11 protein-coding genes are annotated in these 16237 nt (G+C 47.6%); 1 reads left to right on the top strand and 10 read right to left on the bottom strand.

The window, feature by feature from the left end:
• Nucleotides 1–41: 41 nt before the first annotated feature.
• Entirely contained in the window at nt 42–1439 is a 1398-nt protein-coding gene (locus tag FSB84_RS01570; protein WP_130543319.1) for an ammonium transporter, read from the bottom strand.
• A 247-nt stretch (nt 1440–1686) separates the two neighbouring features.
• Nucleotides 1687–2805, bottom strand: a complete 1119-nt coding sequence (locus tag FSB84_RS01575) for a sensor histidine kinase (protein ID WP_158643746.1) — start codon at nt 2803–2805, stop codon at nt 1687–1689.
• Between the two features lie 169 nt (nt 2806–2974).
• On the opposite strand from FSB84_RS01575, the gene FSB84_RS01580 reads away from it, so the two are divergent.
• Entirely contained in the window at nt 2975–3583 is a 609-nt protein-coding gene (locus FSB84_RS01580; protein ID WP_130543317.1) for a Crp/Fnr family transcriptional regulator, read from the top strand.
• A gap of 65 nt (nt 3584–3648) precedes the next feature.
• Here the strand turns inward: FSB84_RS01580 and FSB84_RS01585 are convergent, their stop codons facing one another.
• From FSB84_RS01585 to pth, 8 genes are all read right to left on the bottom strand, one after another.
• Complete coding sequence (locus FSB84_RS01585) at nt 3649–5154, bottom strand: glutamate synthase subunit beta (RefSeq protein ID WP_130543316.1); 1506 nt, start codon at nt 5152–5154, stop codon at nt 3649–3651.
• Nucleotides 5155–5194: 40 nt separating this feature from the next.
• Nucleotides 5195–9715: a glutamate synthase large subunit gene (gene gltB, locus FSB84_RS01590; RefSeq protein WP_130543315.1), complete on the bottom strand. Its 4521-nt coding sequence runs from the start codon at nt 9713–9715 to the stop codon at nt 5195–5197.
• A gap of 162 nt (nt 9716–9877) precedes the next feature.
• On the bottom strand, nt 9878–10675 hold the full coding sequence (locus FSB84_RS01595) for a hypothetical protein (RefSeq protein WP_130543314.1): 798 nt from the start codon (nt 10673–10675) through the stop codon (nt 9878–9880).
• Between the two features lie 149 nt (nt 10676–10824).
• Nucleotides 10825–11274: a LytR/AlgR family response regulator transcription factor gene (locus FSB84_RS01600; RefSeq protein WP_130543313.1), complete on the bottom strand. Its 450-nt coding sequence runs from the start codon at nt 11272–11274 to the stop codon at nt 10825–10827.
• A gap of 528 nt (nt 11275–11802) precedes the next feature.
• Nucleotides 11803–12510, bottom strand: a complete 708-nt coding sequence (locus FSB84_RS01605) for a hypothetical protein (RefSeq protein WP_130543312.1) — start codon at nt 12508–12510, stop codon at nt 11803–11805.
• Between the two features lie 174 nt (nt 12511–12684).
• Nucleotides 12685–14754: an alpha-ketoacid dehydrogenase subunit alpha/beta gene (locus FSB84_RS01610; RefSeq protein WP_130543311.1), complete on the bottom strand. Its 2070-nt coding sequence runs from the start codon at nt 14752–14754 to the stop codon at nt 12685–12687.
• 132 nt (nt 14755–14886) lie between these two features.
• Nucleotides 14887–15498, bottom strand: coding sequence for a fumarylacetoacetate hydrolase family protein (locus FSB84_RS01615; protein ID WP_130543310.1), 612 nt, complete (start codon nt 15496–15498; stop codon nt 14887–14889).
• 147 nt (nt 15499–15645) lie between these two features.
• The gene (gene pth, locus FSB84_RS01620; protein ID WP_130543309.1) at nt 15646–16224 is read right to left on the bottom strand and encodes an aminoacyl-tRNA hydrolase; all 579 of its coding nucleotides are present in this window, start codon (nt 16222–16224) and stop codon (nt 15646–15648) included.
• Nucleotides 16225–16237 lie beyond the last annotated feature (13 nt).

A 16237-nucleotide genomic window follows, 5' to 3' on the forward strand; every position in this document is an offset into this window, starting at 1 on the left:
TGTTCCAGACGCTGGTCAATCATCCGTACCTTTTTCTATTTTTAGTGAGCTTCTGTTTCGATGATTTTTTCTTCCTTGATATTTCCATTGCTGTGAACCAGCAAAGTTCCCTGCAGATACTTCTCGTTATGCTGAGTAGCATCCAGACCGAGCTCTTCTTCTTCAGAAGTTACACGAAGAGGGAGGATGAAGTTGATGAATTTGAAGATGAGCCAGGAAGCAACAAAGCTGTAGGTCACAGCAATCAGCATTCCTTTCAGCTGCGTGAACAGGAAAGCGCCATTGCCGAGCCAGAGGCCATCGGCGCCTGCGCCATTCACAGCCTTGGTAGCAAATACGCCGGTGAGCAGCATACCTACCATACCGCCGATACCATGACAGGGGAATACATCCAGGGTATCATCCAGTCTGGATTTCTGTTTGTAGTAAACAGCTATATTGGAGATCAGTGCAGCAACCACACCGATAGTGATACTTTGAGGGATTGCAACAAAACCTGCAGCAGGAGTGATAGCCACCAGCCCTACTACTGCGCCGATACAAAAGCCCAGCACAGAAGGTTTCTTACCACGAAGCACATCAAAGAACATCCAGCTCAGACCTGCAGCAGCAGCGGCTGTATTGGTAGTAAAGAACGCAGACACAGCCAGTGCATTGGCGGCGAGAGCAGACCCTGCATTGAATCCGAACCAGCCAAACCAAAGCAGCCCTGTACCGATCAATACATAAGGAATATTGGCAGGAGGAATTTCCTTGTGCTCCTTATGCACCTGGCGGCGCTTCAGCACAAGAACTCCAGCCAATGCGGCCATACCGGCAGAGATATGCACTACAGTACCACCGGCAAAGTCAAGTACGCCCATCTTGAAGAGGAAGCCTTCAGAATTCCAGGTCCAGTGTGCAAGCGGAGCATACACCAAAAGGCTGAAGAGCGCAATGAAAAGAATGTAAGAAGTGAAACGGATACGTTCAGCCACTGCACCTACTACAAGACCAGGTGTGATGATGGCGAACATGAGCTGGAATACAGCAAAGAGTGAACGCGGGATCGTTCCCCAGGGTTCACCCGAAGCAACTCCCTTGAAGAAGAAATGTGCAGTAGGGTCGCCGATGAATCCGGCGCCGCCGACACTTGGACCAAAGCAAAGACTGTAACCAACAACCACCCAGAGTACGCTAACCACACCTGCGGCAGCCACACTCTTGATCATGGTGGAGATCACGTTCTTCCTGTGCACCATGCCGCCATAGAAAAAGGCCAGGCCCGGTGTCATCAAAAACACCAATGCAGCAGCAACAAGTACCCATGTTGTGTCCGCAGCATTATACGCTCCCTTGGAATCCACGAAGTCGGGAACCGAAGGAACAAATATCGCAGCTATAGCCACTCCTGCAAGAACCAGGAATGGAGCTACCGATTTAATCGTGATCTTTTTCATACCAGTTGATTTTAGTGTTGTTATTAAGAATAATTATATGTGTGTTGTTTAGTTAAAAATACCGCTAAATCCTTTCGAAATCAAGCATACTATTTAAATAACAAATATTAATAATATTAACATTTATTAGTTTTTAATGCTTGAAAACAACGATCCTGTCTGAATTCTATAGATTTTTCAAAACAGAAAAGCAAAAACATGCAGTTATTGCATGCCTTCTAAAAAAACTTTTTTTCAACTATTTTTTTCACATGCCATTATTGGTGAATACGGGGCTCATGGCATTGAATGAAACCGCAGGAGCTGCGGTAACTGAATACGCCCTGGCGGGCATTTTTGTATGTATCGGGATATGAAAAGAGAAATGTAAACAATCTTCGGTGCGGCTCACTTCCAGGTTTTCATTGTAAAGTTTCCGCAATCGCATCTGGATATTACGGAGCCCTACGCCCCTCGTATTAAACATCAGGTTCAGGTCCTTATTCCGTACCAGGCCGGTATTACTCACCCTGATCAGCAGTTTTTGCGCATGCCTGGTAAGAGAAAGTACAATCACGCCGCCTTCCACGGATGGTTCGATCCCATGTTTCAGTGCGTTTTCGATCAGTGGCTGAAATAAAAGTGTTGGCACCATCACATCTTCCATTCCTTCTTCCATATGGATCACCACCTGGAGGCGTTCACCAAAGCGATGCTGCTCCAGGCTCAGATAGGTGCGGATAAAATCCACTTCCTGTTTCAATGGCACCCTGTCTTCCTGCGAAGCCATCAGCGCATACCTGAATATATCGGCCAGCCTTGCAATCAATTCGCGGGTGAACTCCTGTTGCGCAGGCACAGAACCACTGATGCTGTTGAGCGTATTAAAAAGGAAATGCGGTTGTATCTGCGCTTTGAGACCAGCGATCTCGGTCTCATATGCGATCCGGCGCAACTCTTTCTCGCGCACCACCTGCTCTTCCCTTTGCCTGAAATAATGGAAAAGGTGCAGGAAGGAGAATCCCTGTACATAGAAGAGGATATTATGCCATAGGTTTTGCAGAACCTGAGAGGCCGTCATTACGGGAAGGTTCATGAAAGAGTTATAGAAAAGATAGCCCAGCAACCATACGCCATAATAAACGGCAGCAGTAAAAACGTGCAGGAGTATACGCTTTTGCCAGTTCGCATTCTTAAAGATCCTGAAATGCAGATACCATCCGGGAATGCAGGCCAGGCTCATGATCAGGGTATCGGTGAGCACTTCTTTAATAATCCGCGCCGGAAAGCCATGATGCACCAGCTGAGGCATCGCGTAGATGAACTCAGTCACCAGGATGGTAATCACCAGCACGGCTGGCTCCTTCCAGGCAGTATGGGCATACATTGTTCTCTTTTGATTCATGGCTAACTCATTTCATGCATCGGACCGATCCGCACTTTCAATACAAATGTAATTGCTGCCGGTTCCTCCCGGTAATTTGCCGGCTACCATTCGCCATTATCCGACATAGGTCAGAATTTTAATAACTTACCACATCATTAATCATACAACCATGGATCCTTTTGAACCTGTACTAAATTGGCTGAACAGCAGAAATATCTTTCTCACCAGACGGCAAAAGGCCCTGATCCGGCAATACACCGTACCGAGAACTGCAAAAGCAAAAGAGATACTGATGGCCCAGGACAATACTGTGCATAAATTCTATTTTCTCAACAGCGGAATCGTACGACTATTCAGAATGGAAGAAGGGAATGATTATACGCTTGGACTGATCAGTAGTCGCGATTTCCTCTCGGCCCCTCAACTCATTTTTTCCGGCTGGATCTCTACCTGCAGCCTGGAAACCCTTACTGATGCGGATCTGCTGGAATGGGACAGTGAGGCACTGCATCTCATCAAATCCCAGGCGCCTGAATTATATAATATCGAACTGATGCATATGATGCGGTTACTGGATTGGGTGCAACAGAACCAGATAGAACAGATCTGTTTTCCGGCAGAGAAAAGATATCAATTGCTATTGGAGCGGCAACCAGAAGTTGTACTGACGATCCCTCTGAAATATATCGCGTCCTATCTAGGCATTCATACGGATAGCCTGAGCCGGATACGCAAGAGCCATCAGTCAGAGAGCAATCGTTCGCGCCCCCGCGAGTAACCGAAAACAGAAACGGTCCCTTACGGGACCGCCTCTACACTAAAACATTACGATCTATAGCGTAATCACATTGTTGCCAATACTGTGTTATGGTCTTTGCTTTCGAGCATGGACGATCCCATAAGGAACTCATCCACTTTGCGTGCAGCTTCGCGTCCTTCGCTGATGGCCCAAACCACCAGGCTCTGCCCTCTTCTCACATCGCCGGCCGCAAAGATCTTTTGAATGCTTGTCTGATAATCTTTTTCAGTGGCCTGCACATTGCCACGATTGTCCAGTTCAACGCCCAGTTCCTGGATAAGTCCTGTATGCTCAGGATGCACGAAGCCCATTGCCAGCAGCGCAAGCTCGCAGGGTATCTGCCTTTCACTGCCGGGGATCTCCACAAAATGAGCGGGTCTTCCGTCTTCAGTGATCTTCCATTCCAGGTCAACAATACTGAGGGCTTTGAGTTTTCCTTTTCCATCCCCGATAAATGCTTTGGTAGCGATGGCCCATTGGCGTTGTACACCTTCCTCGTGCGAAGTACTTGTTTTCAGCGTCATGGGATAGCTGGGCCAGGGCATGTAGGCAGTGCGCTTTTCAGGCGGCATCGGCATCAGCTCGAACTGGAAAATTGATTTTGCCTCCTGACGATTGGAGGTACCCACGCAATCGGAACCAGTATCTCCCCCACCGATCACTACTACATTCTTACCTGTGGCGAGGAGGTCTTTACTGAAAATATTGCTTTCGATAGTCGCATTGGCCAGCGGGTCCCTGCCGGCATTGCGCTTGTTCTGTTGTTTGAGGAACTGCATGGCGAAGTGAACGCCGTCCAGCTCACGGCCGGGGATCTCCAGGTCGCGGGGCTTTGTTGAGCCGCAGGCCAGTACAATGGCCTGATATTCGCGCAGCAACTCATTGATACTAACGTTAACGCCTATGTGCGAATTACATTTGAAAGTGATGCCTTCCTCTTCCAGGAGTTTGATGCGGCGCTCCACTACAGATTTCTCCAGTTTGAAATCAGGGATGCCGTAACGCAGCAATCCGCCGGGTGCATCATCGCGCTCATACACAGTAACGGTGTGTCCCGCATAGTTGAGCTGGGCAGCGGCGGCCATGCCTGCAGGGCCGGAACCCACTACAGCTATTTTCTTTCCCGTGCGTACATTGGGAATGCGTGGCTTCACAAATCCTTTATCGAATGCGATCTCGATGATATGCTTTTCAATTTCCTCGATCGCAACCGGAGGCTGATTGATCCCCAGCACACAGGCAGACTCACAGGGAGCAGGACAAATACGACCGGTGAACTCGGGGAAATTATTGGTTGAAGTAAGTATCTCATATGCTTCGAGCCAGTTCTTGCGATAAACGGCATCATTGAACTCAGGGATCACATTGCCGAGAGGGCAACCATTGTGACAAAAAGGAACGCCACAATTCATACAGCGCGCAGACTGCTCATTCAGCTTGGCTTCTGAATAGCGCTCCACAAATTCATCGTAGTGCTTCAAACGTTGCTCTACAGCAGTTTTGCCGGGAAGGGCACGGGTGAATTCCAAAAATCCGGTTGGCTTTGCCATATTGTAATTCGTTGACGAGGTGAGTAGTGATTGTTTAGGATCAGGAAGGTTTTACATTCCTGACCTTCGCTTTCTGCTGCAGGGCTTTCTTGTAATCAGCAGGGAATACTTTCACGAAATTCCTGGTCTGGTTCTCCAGATCATCCAGCACAAATTTCGCTACGGTGCTTCCGGTGTAAGCGTAATGCTTCGTGATCATATCCTGCAGGTACTTTATATCTTCCTGGTCCAACGGATCCAGCTCCACCATTTCGCGGTTCACACGTCCAGAGAACTGTCCTTTCACATCGTACACATAAGCGATACCACCACTCATGCCTGCTGCGAAATTGCGACCTGTTTCACCGAGGATCACCACGCGGCCGCCGGTCATGTATTCACAACCGTGATCGCCGGTTCCTTCCACCACCACTTCCGCGCCGGAGTTGCGCACACAGAAACGCTCGCCTGCTTTCCCCCTGATAAAAGCTTCACCAGCAGTAGCGCCATAGAAAGCCGTATTACCGATAATGATATTCTCTTCCGGTACAAAGGTTCCCTGACGATGCGGATACACGATCAGCTTAGCACCACTGAGGCCCTTCCCAAAGTAATCATTCGCATCGCCTTCCAGTTCCAGCGTAACACCTTTGGTATTGAAGGCGCCGAAGCTTTGACCGGCTGTACCTGTGAAATTGAAGTGGATGGTATCTTCCGGCAATCCTTCCCCTTTGTACACTTTCGTGATCTCGTTGGAAAGAATGGTGCCAATGGTACGGTCGATATTCCTGACAGGGAAAGAAGCGGTTATACGTTCCCGTGAGACAATGGCAGGTTTGGCAGCTTCCAGCAGTTTCCAGTCCAGCACTTCCGCCAGCCCATGGTCCTGGTCTTCCATATGATACAATCCAGTGAATGGAGAGGCAGGCTCTTTGTACAGGATGGGAGAAAGATCCAGTTTGCTGTATTTCCAGTGATCGATATTATCACGCATTTCAAGATTCTCCACTTGTCCAACCATTTCATTCACGGTCTTGTAACCGAGCTCAGCCATGATCTCGCGGAGTTCCTGCACAATGAATTTGAAGAAGTTCACTACATGGTCTGCATCGCCGGTAAAGCGTTTGCGCAGTTCAGGGTCTTGTGTGGCCACTCCAACAGGACAGGTATTGAGATGGCATTTGCGCATCATGATACAACCTTCCACCACCAGCGCCGCAGTAGCAACGCCCCATTCTTCTGCACCAAGCAATGTGGCAATGGCGATATCACGGCCTGTTTTCATCTGACCGTCTGCCTGCAGCACTACCCTGCTGCGTAATTTATTTTTCACCAGTGTCTGATGGGATTCAGCCAGACCGAGCTCCCAGGGCAGACCTGCATGTTTGATAGAACTGAGTGGCGATGCGCCGGTGCCGCCATCATGGCCGCTCACGAGGATCACATCGGCCTTTGCTTTGGCAACACCTGCTGCGATAGTGCCAACACCTGCTTTGGACACCAGCTTCACATTGATGCGCGCAGCGCGGTTAGCATTCTTCAGATCGAAGATCAGTTGCGCCAGGTCTTCGATAGAATAAATATCGTGGTGCGGCGGCGGAGAGATCAGACCAACACCAGGTGTGGAGTGACGGGTCTTACCGATCCATTCGTCCACTTTATGACCGGGTAATTGTCCACCTTCACCAGGCTTCGCTCCCTGCGCCATCTTGATCTGCAGCTCATCGGCTTCAGTGAGATAATAACTGGTCACACCAAATCGCGCAGATGCAACCTGCTTGATGGCACTGCGCATGCTATCGCCATTCTTCATCGGCAGATACCTGCTTTCATCTTCCCCTCCTTCACCGGTATTGCTTTTTCCTCCGAGGCGATTCATTGCGATAGCCAGTGTAGTATGGGCTTCCCATGAAATAGATCCGAAACTCATAGCGCCGGTAGCAAAACGGCGATAGATATTTTCTGCCGGTTCCACTTCGTCTATTGAAATGGCCGGACGTGTTCTCTTGAATTGGAACAGACCGCGCAGTGTAGCTGCTTTCTCGGCCTGATCGTTCACCAGTTTTGAATATTTCTTGAATGTGTTGTATTCATTCATCCTGGTGGAATACTGCAGCAGGTGGATGGTCTGTGGATTGAAGAGGTGGAATTCACCTTTGCGTTTCCACTGGTACACTCCGCCCGCCATCAGTCTGTCAACAGGAACATTCTTCCTGCTGAATGAATAAAGATGCTTGGCCAACGCTTCCTTAGCGATCTCATCCAGGCCCATGCCTTCAATACGGCTGGTTGCGCCGGAGAAATATTTGTCTACCACTTCGTGATTGATACCGATGATCTCGAAGATCTGCGCGCCCTGGTACGACTGCAGCGTACTGATCCCCATTTTGGAGAACACTTTCAGCAGGCCTTCATTCACAGCCTTGATATAATTCTTTTTCAGGTATTCTGCATCGAGGTTGGATTCGAGCTTTCCGGACAGCTTCATGTCGCGGATGGAGCTGAGCGCCAGGTATGGGTTGATAGCAGTAGCGCCAAACCCTAACAGACATGCGAAATGATGCACTTCCCAAACATCTCCTGCTTCCACCACGATGCCTACCTGGCCACGAAGTCCTTTCCGGATCAGGTGGTGATGAACTGCGGCTGTGGCTAACAGTGAGGGAATGGGCGCGTGATCGGAATCGATGGCGCGATCCTGCAATACAAGCACTTCAAATCCGTCTTCAACAGCATCCACGGCATAGCGGCAAATGCGGTCCAGCGCGGCTTTCAGCCTTCCTGGCTTTCCGTCTGCACGGAAATAGCACTGCAAGGTTTTTGCCTGGAAGATGCCCGTATCGATACTACGGATCTTTTCAAGTTCGTGATTGGTAAGTACAGGATGTTTCAGCGCAACAGTATGACAGCTCAGCGGATCTTCCTGCAGCAGGTTACCATTGTTTCCCACGAAAGTGGCAAGGCTCATTACCATTCTTTCTCGTATGGGATCGATGGGCGGATTGGTCACCTGTGCAAACAATTGTTTGAAGTAACTGCTGAGGTGTTGCGGCTGATCGCTGAGTACAGCCAGCGGCGCATCGGTGCCCATAGAACCGATCGGTTCTTTGCCATCGATGGCCATTGGCGCAATGATGGTTTCCAGGTCTTCTGTGGAATAGCCGAATGCTTTCTGGTATTTGAATACCTGCTCATGTTCCAGGTGCGTGAACATCACGCGTGGCTCCGGCAGTTCATTCAAACGGATCTTGTATTTGTTGAGCCATTCTGCGTATGGCTTTTGAGAAGTGATCTGTGCTTTCAATTCATCATCGCTGATGATGCGGCCCTGCTCCATATCCACCACAAACATCTTTCCGGGCTGCAGTCTTCCCTTCTCTTTTACGAGTGTGGGATGTACTGGCAGCGCGCCGGTCTCGGAAGCCATGATCACACGGTCATCCGTGGTAACGCAGTAGCGTGAAGGGCGGAGACCGTTACGGTCCAGCGTTGCACCGATCATCTTTCCGTCTGTGAACGAGATGGAAGCCGGACCATCCCAGGGTTCCATCATGGCGGCGTGGAATTCGTAGAATGCTTTCTTCACAGGGTCCATGTCTTCATTACCATCCCATGCTTCGGGGATGAGCATCATCATCACATGCGGCAGTGAGCGTCCGGAGAGCGTGAGCAGTTCGATCATATTATCGAGACAGGCGGAATCCGACTGACCTTCCGTTACAATGGGCAGCAGCATTTCCATTTCTTCTTTGGTGAAGAGATTGGAAGTGAAACCTTTCTCGGAAGTTTTGAGCCAGTTGAGATTTCCCTGCAGCGTATTGATCTCACCGTTATGAGCGATATAGCGGAAAGGCTGCGCCAGTTTCCAGCTGGGAAATGTATTGGTAGCAAAGCGTGAGTGTACCAGTCCGAAAGCGCTCACTACTCTTTTGTTGCTCAGGTCCGGGAAATAACCGCGAACCTGGTTACTGGTGAGCTGTCCTTTGTAAACAACCGTTTTGTATGAGAGGGAAGCGATATAGAAGCCGATGGCATCGCGCTTCACGGTATTGTTGATAGTATGGCTGGCATAGTTGCGCAGCACGAATAATTTGCGTTCGAATTCCTCAGGGTTGGTAATATGATCTGGGCAGGCAATGAATACATGTTCCATTTCCGGTTCCACACTGAGGGCTGTGGCGCCGATCCCATCGGGATTCACAGGCACTTTGCGATACGCGATCACTTCCAGTCCCATCTTTTCTACCGAGCGGTTGAAAATATCGCGGCATTCTTCACGGAGACGGATCTCGCGCGGGAAGAAGATCACACCAACGCCGTACCTTCCAAAAGCAGGCAGGGGAACGCCAAGGCGGATACATTCGTCGAAGAAGAATTCGTGGGGAGTCTGGATCATGATACCAGCACCATCGCCAGTATTGCTTTCACATCCACAGGCACCGCGATGCTCCATGTTTTCCAGAACAGTGAGGGCATCGGAGATGTGCTGGTGGGACTTATGCCCTTTGATATTGGCTACGAAACCGATACCACAGGCATCACGCTCAAAAGAAGGATGGTATAAACCCTGGTTGCTTGCCATCGTTGACAATTAGTTTTTGGAGATTATCTAATAATAAACGCACTTTTTAAAACGAATCTTAAAAAGCGGACAAGCAACTGCTTGAAATTACAACAAAAACATAATAATACCGTTGTTTTATTCAATTAATTTTTACATACAAACACTTGTTTGTATGGCCAATTATTGCAGGTCTGGAATGTCAAAAGAATGCAGGATGGTCAGATCATCTTCTTCTCTCTCGCCCAATAACTGAATAAAATATTCTCCGATATCCCATTGCTTCGAGCCCAGCATTGCAGACCAGTCTTTGAAGGTTTCGTCATCGGCGATATTTCCATTGCCGTCATAGCAATCACCCTGGCATTCAAAAGACATTGCACCCAGACTGGTTCTGTTATCGCCTGCGCCTTTTTTGTAAGCCACTCTTTCTATGTAGAAATATTTCCATCGGTCATCGTTCACATACACTTCGAAATAAGGATCTGTACAATCGAGTGGAATGGTGATATGAACGGATTTTACATTATCAGTCATCACGGTGTAGATCTTCCAGTCTTTCTTCAGTTCATTCACCGGTCCCTTGATCACAACGCCTGATTTGAGCACCTGTAAATCCTGCTCGTATCGGAACTGCCGCCAGATTGCACCATTGCCGTTTTTCATTTTTACATTGAGATGGATGGTGGTTCTGTATTTTCCTTCCTGCAGGTCATCGATATCGATCTTGAGGAATTTGTTTCCCTTCACAAAGCGTTTCAGGTATTGGTTACCGGTACCTTCCCTTTGCATCACTACAAAGCCTGAATCGTATCGTGCAAAATCCACTGTTGAATTATCGAAATAAATTTTTAGCTGGTTGGCAACTGGTGTATCCTGTTCATCCTGATCATTGTTACCGTCCCCGTTTTTCTTACAGGCGGTAAGCAGCAAGCCAAGGGTAGTAGCAAGCACCATAAATGTTCTGATTTGTTTTAACATGGTTGTTGATTGTTTAGGTATGACAAAAAAATGGGAACCGGCGCAGCAGGTGCAACCGGGCCAGTGTTCCCGATGATGAATTAAGGTTCCCCGGATGAAGCAGCAGGGTGCTGAACAGGAAAAAATCAGGGCCGGGATTGGGATGAAATTTACTCGCCCATCCAGGTTTTGAAAGCAGGCACTCTTTCACGGCTGATGATGATGGGGTCCGGATGGAGTGGCTTTACTTCCACCCGCAGTTTGCCGTGTGTACTGACCAGTACTTTTTCGATGGCCTCATGACTGATGATGAACTGGCGGCTCACGCGGAAGAAGCGTTCCGGAGAGATCAGTCTTTCAATTTCAGTGATGGTATAATCGAGAATATGTTCCCTGTTGTCTGCCATCTTCACGAAAGTGAGTTTATCGCGGAGATAGAAATACCTGATCTCACTTACTGCAAGTGAGATGAGTTGATGGCCTTTCTTTACAAGGAATCTTGATTTGTAATCAGGCAATACTTTTTCTGGAAAGTATTCCTGGAAGAATTGTTTCCAGGCGGTTTCGGAATCGGGCACAGCCTGGTTGAGTTGTTGCATAGCTGCGTGCATTGCATTCATGACTATTAGGTTTGTTGGTGATCAGAATCTGACAACAAATTTGCAGAGAACGTTTCCAATCCACCTTGCCATTCGGCCAAAACCACATGAATATGCGATCTCAAACGGTGAATTCAGCCTGTCTATCACACATTCCGGTACATAAAAAAAGCAGGTGGTAGAAACCACCTGCGAGTCACATGAGAAAAATTCTATACCGCAACTAGGTTAATGATCCAGGGATGAGTTGCGTAAGAAGTAGCATAAGGGAAATCCCCGGAGAAATATATCAAATAAAATAATTATTCAAAATCAGGAAGGAAAGGTTCGGCAGGTATAAGGCGAAGGTGTAGCAGCATACCACATGCAAAAAAAGATTTTTTTTGATCGTGGCAAACGTTAAAATGTGCGAATTGTCCTTTTATCTCTATCAACAGATCAAAAGCATATCTGATGAAGTTAAAAATAGGCAGTTCCGAAGAATCGGAACTGCGAGTCACATGAGAAAATTCGAATGCAGCAACCAATACACCGGGTGGTTGCGAGTGATTATTTTCCCGGAATGCTTTCTCTTGCAACCATAGCTTTGGACGTATGCAATGGTTGCTGATGCAATATGTCCAACAGCATTTCATAAATGTCTGATGAACGGTAATTGTATCTGAATTCAGTTTCTTTTACGTGCAGGTAAAGGGTGCTTCCATTGAGGCCGCGGAATTTCACGAGTCTCGACTTCAACATATTCCAGAACAGATCGATCTCATCCTGGCTGTTCTTATTGGAGATAGCGCCATTGATACGATGCAATCTGATATTGTTGAAATCCGCGATGCCTTTATAAATATGCAGACTATGTTTCTCTGCAATTGTTGTACCTTCTTCTATTCGTCCCTTCATCCAATCAGACAGCCATTCACTCTCAAGATCAGGCAACTTGTCTGCATGGATATGATCATCTTTACGATAGATCCCATAGAAAGGCTTCCTGTTTCCGTCACCGGAATTTTCAAGGCCGAGGGCTGTATTGTCGATTGGGATAAAAGCCAGTGTTCCTTTTGATATATGCAGGGGATTACGTTCTTCGCAGAACCTGGCAATATGCGTTCGGATCAGTTTGAAATAGGCATTCACCGTAATACGGCTGATGCCTGTAATGCTGGCGATCTGTGTGGCTGTCAGATCATCGCAGAATAGTTTAATAAGTTCCCTTACCTTCCTTTCGGAAAGGTGGGCACCTTTCAGGTATTTGTTCTTCATGGCGGCGCGAGGTGGTTAAGTACGATACTTTACGTAAATAAGGACATTTTTATGCGATTGGCATTGTTAAAATTTTACGAGCGGCCAATGGATGGGATGTATGAATTGGAAAGATAATATACTTATCTAGTCAGGTTCAACCAATTGGGTAGTATATCATTACAGGAAGCTTATTCAACAGTTCAGCAACTGATTGATGATGCTTGCAACCTTTGAGGGGTTGGGAAGCATCGCCTGCTCCAGCACCATATTCATGGGAACTGCGGGCAGATTGCGTGCGCCCAGCACTTCCACAGGTGCGTCGAGCCATTGGAAACAGTTGCGTGAGATCCTTCCTGCCAGCGCTTCTGCAAAGGAATTGTTCTGTTGTTCCTCCGTCAGCACCAGGCATTTTCCATGTTTCTTCACTGTGCTGTACACCAGCTCTTCATCCAGCGGGAAGAGTGTGCGGAGATCGATGATCTCCACCTGCCCGGGATATTGTCTGGCTGCTGCTTTCGCCCAGTAAACACCCATTCCGTATGTAATGATACAGCAGGAGCTGCCTTCATTCACTTTTGCTGTATCCGCTTCTGCTACAACCATGCCTTTTCCGAAAGGAAGTACATAATCACGGGAAGGCTCATACGCTTTTGCATCTTCAGTCCCCGGAACTTTACTCCAGTAAAGACCTTTATGCTCCAGCATTACAACAGGGTTAGGGTCCAGGAACGCTGCTTTCATCAGACCTTTCATGTCTGCAGCGTTGGAAGGATAGGCTATTTTGATGCCTTTGATGGATAACAGGGTGGTTTCAATACTGCCACTGTGGTAAGGGCCACCACCTCCATAAGCTCCTATCGGAATGCGGATCACGGTTTGCACCGGAAATTTACCACAACTCAGGTAAGAAGACTTGGAGATTTCTGTTACCAATTGGTTAAGGCCGGGATAGATATAGTCTGCGAACTGTACTTCAACAATGGGCTTAAGGCCAACAGCGCTCATTCCCACGGTTGAACCGATGATATAGGCTTCCTGGATAGCAGTATTGAAAACACGATGATCTCCAAACTGCTCGGCTAATGTGGCGGCTTCACGGAATACGCCTCCCAGCCTTCTGCCCACGTCCTGGCCATAGAGTACTGCTTCAGGAAAATCTTCCATCAGTTCCCTGATGGCAAAGAGGGCTGCATCCACCATGATGATCTTGTCGCCTTTTCCATTTCCTGTTCTGTCGCCTTTCTCTTCAGTTACTGTTGCTGGAACAAATACGTGGTCGGCAACGGTGGCAGGATCAGGCTCGGGGCTTTGTACCGCGAGAGCAAACTGATTGTCTACAAATTGAGCAGCATCTGTTTCGATCTGCTGCAAATCAAGATCAGACACGCCGGACTCCAGTAATCGCCTGCGGAGTTTGGGACCGGGATCATCCTGGAGATGTTTGTTCCAGTCTTCCTGCGATCTATAGAATTCTTTTCTCACGCCACTGGTATGATGGCCCAGCAGCGGCACTTTGGCCTGCACGAGGTATGGACTGCGATGCTGACGAACATACTGGATGATGCGGCGCATATTATCAAAGCTCTCTTCGAAGTTACTACCGTCTATGCGTACGCGCCCCATGCCGGGAAATCCTGCGGCATAATCGTAGGCATCCATGGCGCGGGCTTCATCGGAACTAACGGAGATGCCCCAGTTATTATCCTGCACCAGGTAAATGATGGGCAGTTTTTTGAGAATGGCGAACTGGAATGCTTCGCTCACCTCACCTTCGGTAACGCTGGCATCGCCGAGTGAACAGATCACAACGGGTAATTCGCCGGCGGGGCCGAGCGGTAAAGAATCTGCATGGATATTTTCCAGGAACTGCAGCCCCTGTGCCACACCTGTAGTTGGGATCACCTGCATGCCTGTGGCGCTGCTTTGGTGAATGATAGTTGGTTTATCGTTGCCCCTGTAGTTGGGGTGACTGTAATATTCGCGTCCACCAGTGAAGATGTCGTCGCGTTTGGCGAGCAATTGCAGCATCAATTGGTAGGGAGTGAATCCCAGGCCGAGGAGAATGCTCTCATCGCGATAATACGGGCTTACATAATCACAGGGAAGGAGCTGGAAGGCAGTGGCGAGTTGAATGGCTTCATGCCCGCGTGATGTGGAGTGTACATATTTACAAACCTGTCTGTTAGCTTCATATTTTTCAGCCATCGCCCTGGCAGTGCACATGAGGCGATAAGCTTTCATCATGGTGTCTATACTGGTCATAAAGTTGAAAGCGGGTATATCGGGCAAATGTAACAAAAACAATAACGATTGTTAGTTTGGTTTGGAATAAAACATAAAAAAAGCCATCCCGCAGAAGCGGAACGGCTTTTTCCTTGTAGTGATCTATAACTGTTATTTGATCTCGAGATTCAACATGCTTTCATCTTCGATGAATGCTTCCAACTCGTCTCCTACCACACACTCTCCTACTCCTGCAGGCGTGCCGGTGAAAACAAGATCCCCGATGTTCACTGAAAAATAATTCGAAATGTGAGCGATCACTTTGTCGAAATTATTGATCATGAGATTGGAGTTGCCTTGCTGAACAAGTTCTTTGTTTTTATAGAGGCAGAAGTTCAGGTCTTTTTTATTCTTGACATTTTGAAAGGGGACCCATTTGCCGATCACGGCGGAGTTGTCCCAGGCTTTCGCTTTTTCCCACGGTAAACCTTTCGATTGCAGGTCGCGTTGCACATCGCGTGCAGTGAAATCGATACCGGCTGTAACTGCGTCGTAGTATTTGTTGGCAAACCTTTCCTGGATGTATTTTCCGTTCTTTGATATTCTTAACACCAGTTCGCATTCGTAATCCAGCTCGTTTGTGAATTCAGGATAGTAGAATGGAGTGTGTGCCTGCAACAGAGCACTTTTAGGTTTCAGAAAAATAATCGGCTCATCTGGTACTTCGTTTCCCAATTCGTTTGCGTGTGCCACGTAGTTACGGCCTACACAGAATATTTTCATACACAACAAAGGGTTTAACTGTGATAATTGTTTTCAAGTTTCATAACCTGGACAGGTGTGGGTACAGTTGCATAGAAATATTGAATATCAAATTATTAGTGGCTATTCCGGGATATTATTGCGAAAATAAAGATTCAAATTAACAAATCATAGTGGAAACTCCAATTTATTCACTTCGTTCATGGTGCGTTCAATGCCAATGTGGGCAACGTTTTCAATAATTTCAACGCACTTTTCGATCTTGCGTAGAACTACTGGAATTTCTTCTTTCCACCACTTCCCGAGTACGAATTCAGCTTGCATTCCTTTGGGATAATTATTACCGATTCCAAATCTCAATCTTGGATATTGATCGGTTCCCAATGCTGCCTGAATGCTTCTTAAACCATTATGACCTCCATCACTACCCGAAGGTCTGAGTCGAAGTTTCGACAATGGTAATGCAAGCTCATCGAGTATCACCAATACGTTTGAGGTTGCGATCTTTTCTTTATCCAGCCAATATTTAACCGCCTTACCACTAAGGTTCATATAGGTGGTGGGCTTGATTATTATCAACTGTTTTCCACGATACTTAACTTCTGCAAGGTCTGCTAACCTGTCTGGCCGGAATGATGCGCCATGTTTGATTGCAAGTGCATCCGCCACTTCAAATCCAATATTGTGGCGGGTTCCTGCGTATTCTATGCCAATATTGCCTAAACCTACGATGAGGAATTTTGACATACCTGAATCTTTA

The organism is Pseudobacter ginsenosidimutans, from assembly GCF_007970185.1.
Classification (GTDB): domain Bacteria; phylum Bacteroidota; class Bacteroidia; order Chitinophagales; family Chitinophagaceae; genus Pseudobacter; species Pseudobacter ginsenosidimutans.

Excerpts from the sequence above, each read along its gene's own strand:
- FSB84_RS01600 (WP_130543313.1), bottom strand. The coding sequence starts at position 11,274 with ATGAATGCAATGCACGCAGCTATGCAACAACTCAACCAGGCTGTGCCC.
- FSB84_RS01580 (WP_130543317.1), top strand. The coding sequence starts at position 2,975 with ATGGATCCTTTTGAACCTGTACTAAATTGGCTGAACAGCAGAAATATC.
- pth (WP_130543309.1), bottom strand. The coding sequence starts at position 16,224 with ATGTCAAAATTCCTCATCGTAGGTTTAGGCAATATTGGCATAGAATAC.
- FSB84_RS01605 (WP_130543312.1), bottom strand. The coding sequence starts at position 12,510 with ATGAAGAACAAATACCTGAAAGGTGCCCACCTTTCCGAAAGGAAGGTA.
- FSB84_RS01575 (WP_158643746.1), bottom strand. The coding sequence starts at position 2,805 with ATGTATGCCCATACTGCCTGGAAGGAGCCAGCCGTGCTGGTGATTACC.
- gltB (WP_130543315.1), bottom strand. The coding sequence starts at position 9,715 with ATGGCAAGCAACCAGGGTTTATACCATCCTTCTTTTGAGCGTGATGCC.
- FSB84_RS01595 (WP_130543314.1), bottom strand. The coding sequence starts at position 10,675 with ATGTTAAAACAAATCAGAACATTTATGGTGCTTGCTACTACCCTTGGC.
- FSB84_RS01570 (WP_130543319.1), bottom strand. The coding sequence starts at position 1,439 with ATGAAAAAGATCACGATTAAATCGGTAGCTCCATTCCTGGTTCTTGCA.
- FSB84_RS01615 (WP_130543310.1), bottom strand. The coding sequence starts at position 15,498 with ATGAAAATATTCTGTGTAGGCCGTAACTACGTGGCACACGCAAACGAA.
- FSB84_RS01610 (WP_130543311.1), bottom strand. The coding sequence starts at position 14,754 with ATGACCAGTATAGACACCATGATGAAAGCTTATCGCCTCATGTGCACT.
- FSB84_RS01585 (WP_130543316.1), bottom strand. The coding sequence starts at position 5,154 with ATGGCAAAGCCAACCGGATTTTTGGAATTCACCCGTGCCCTTCCCGGC.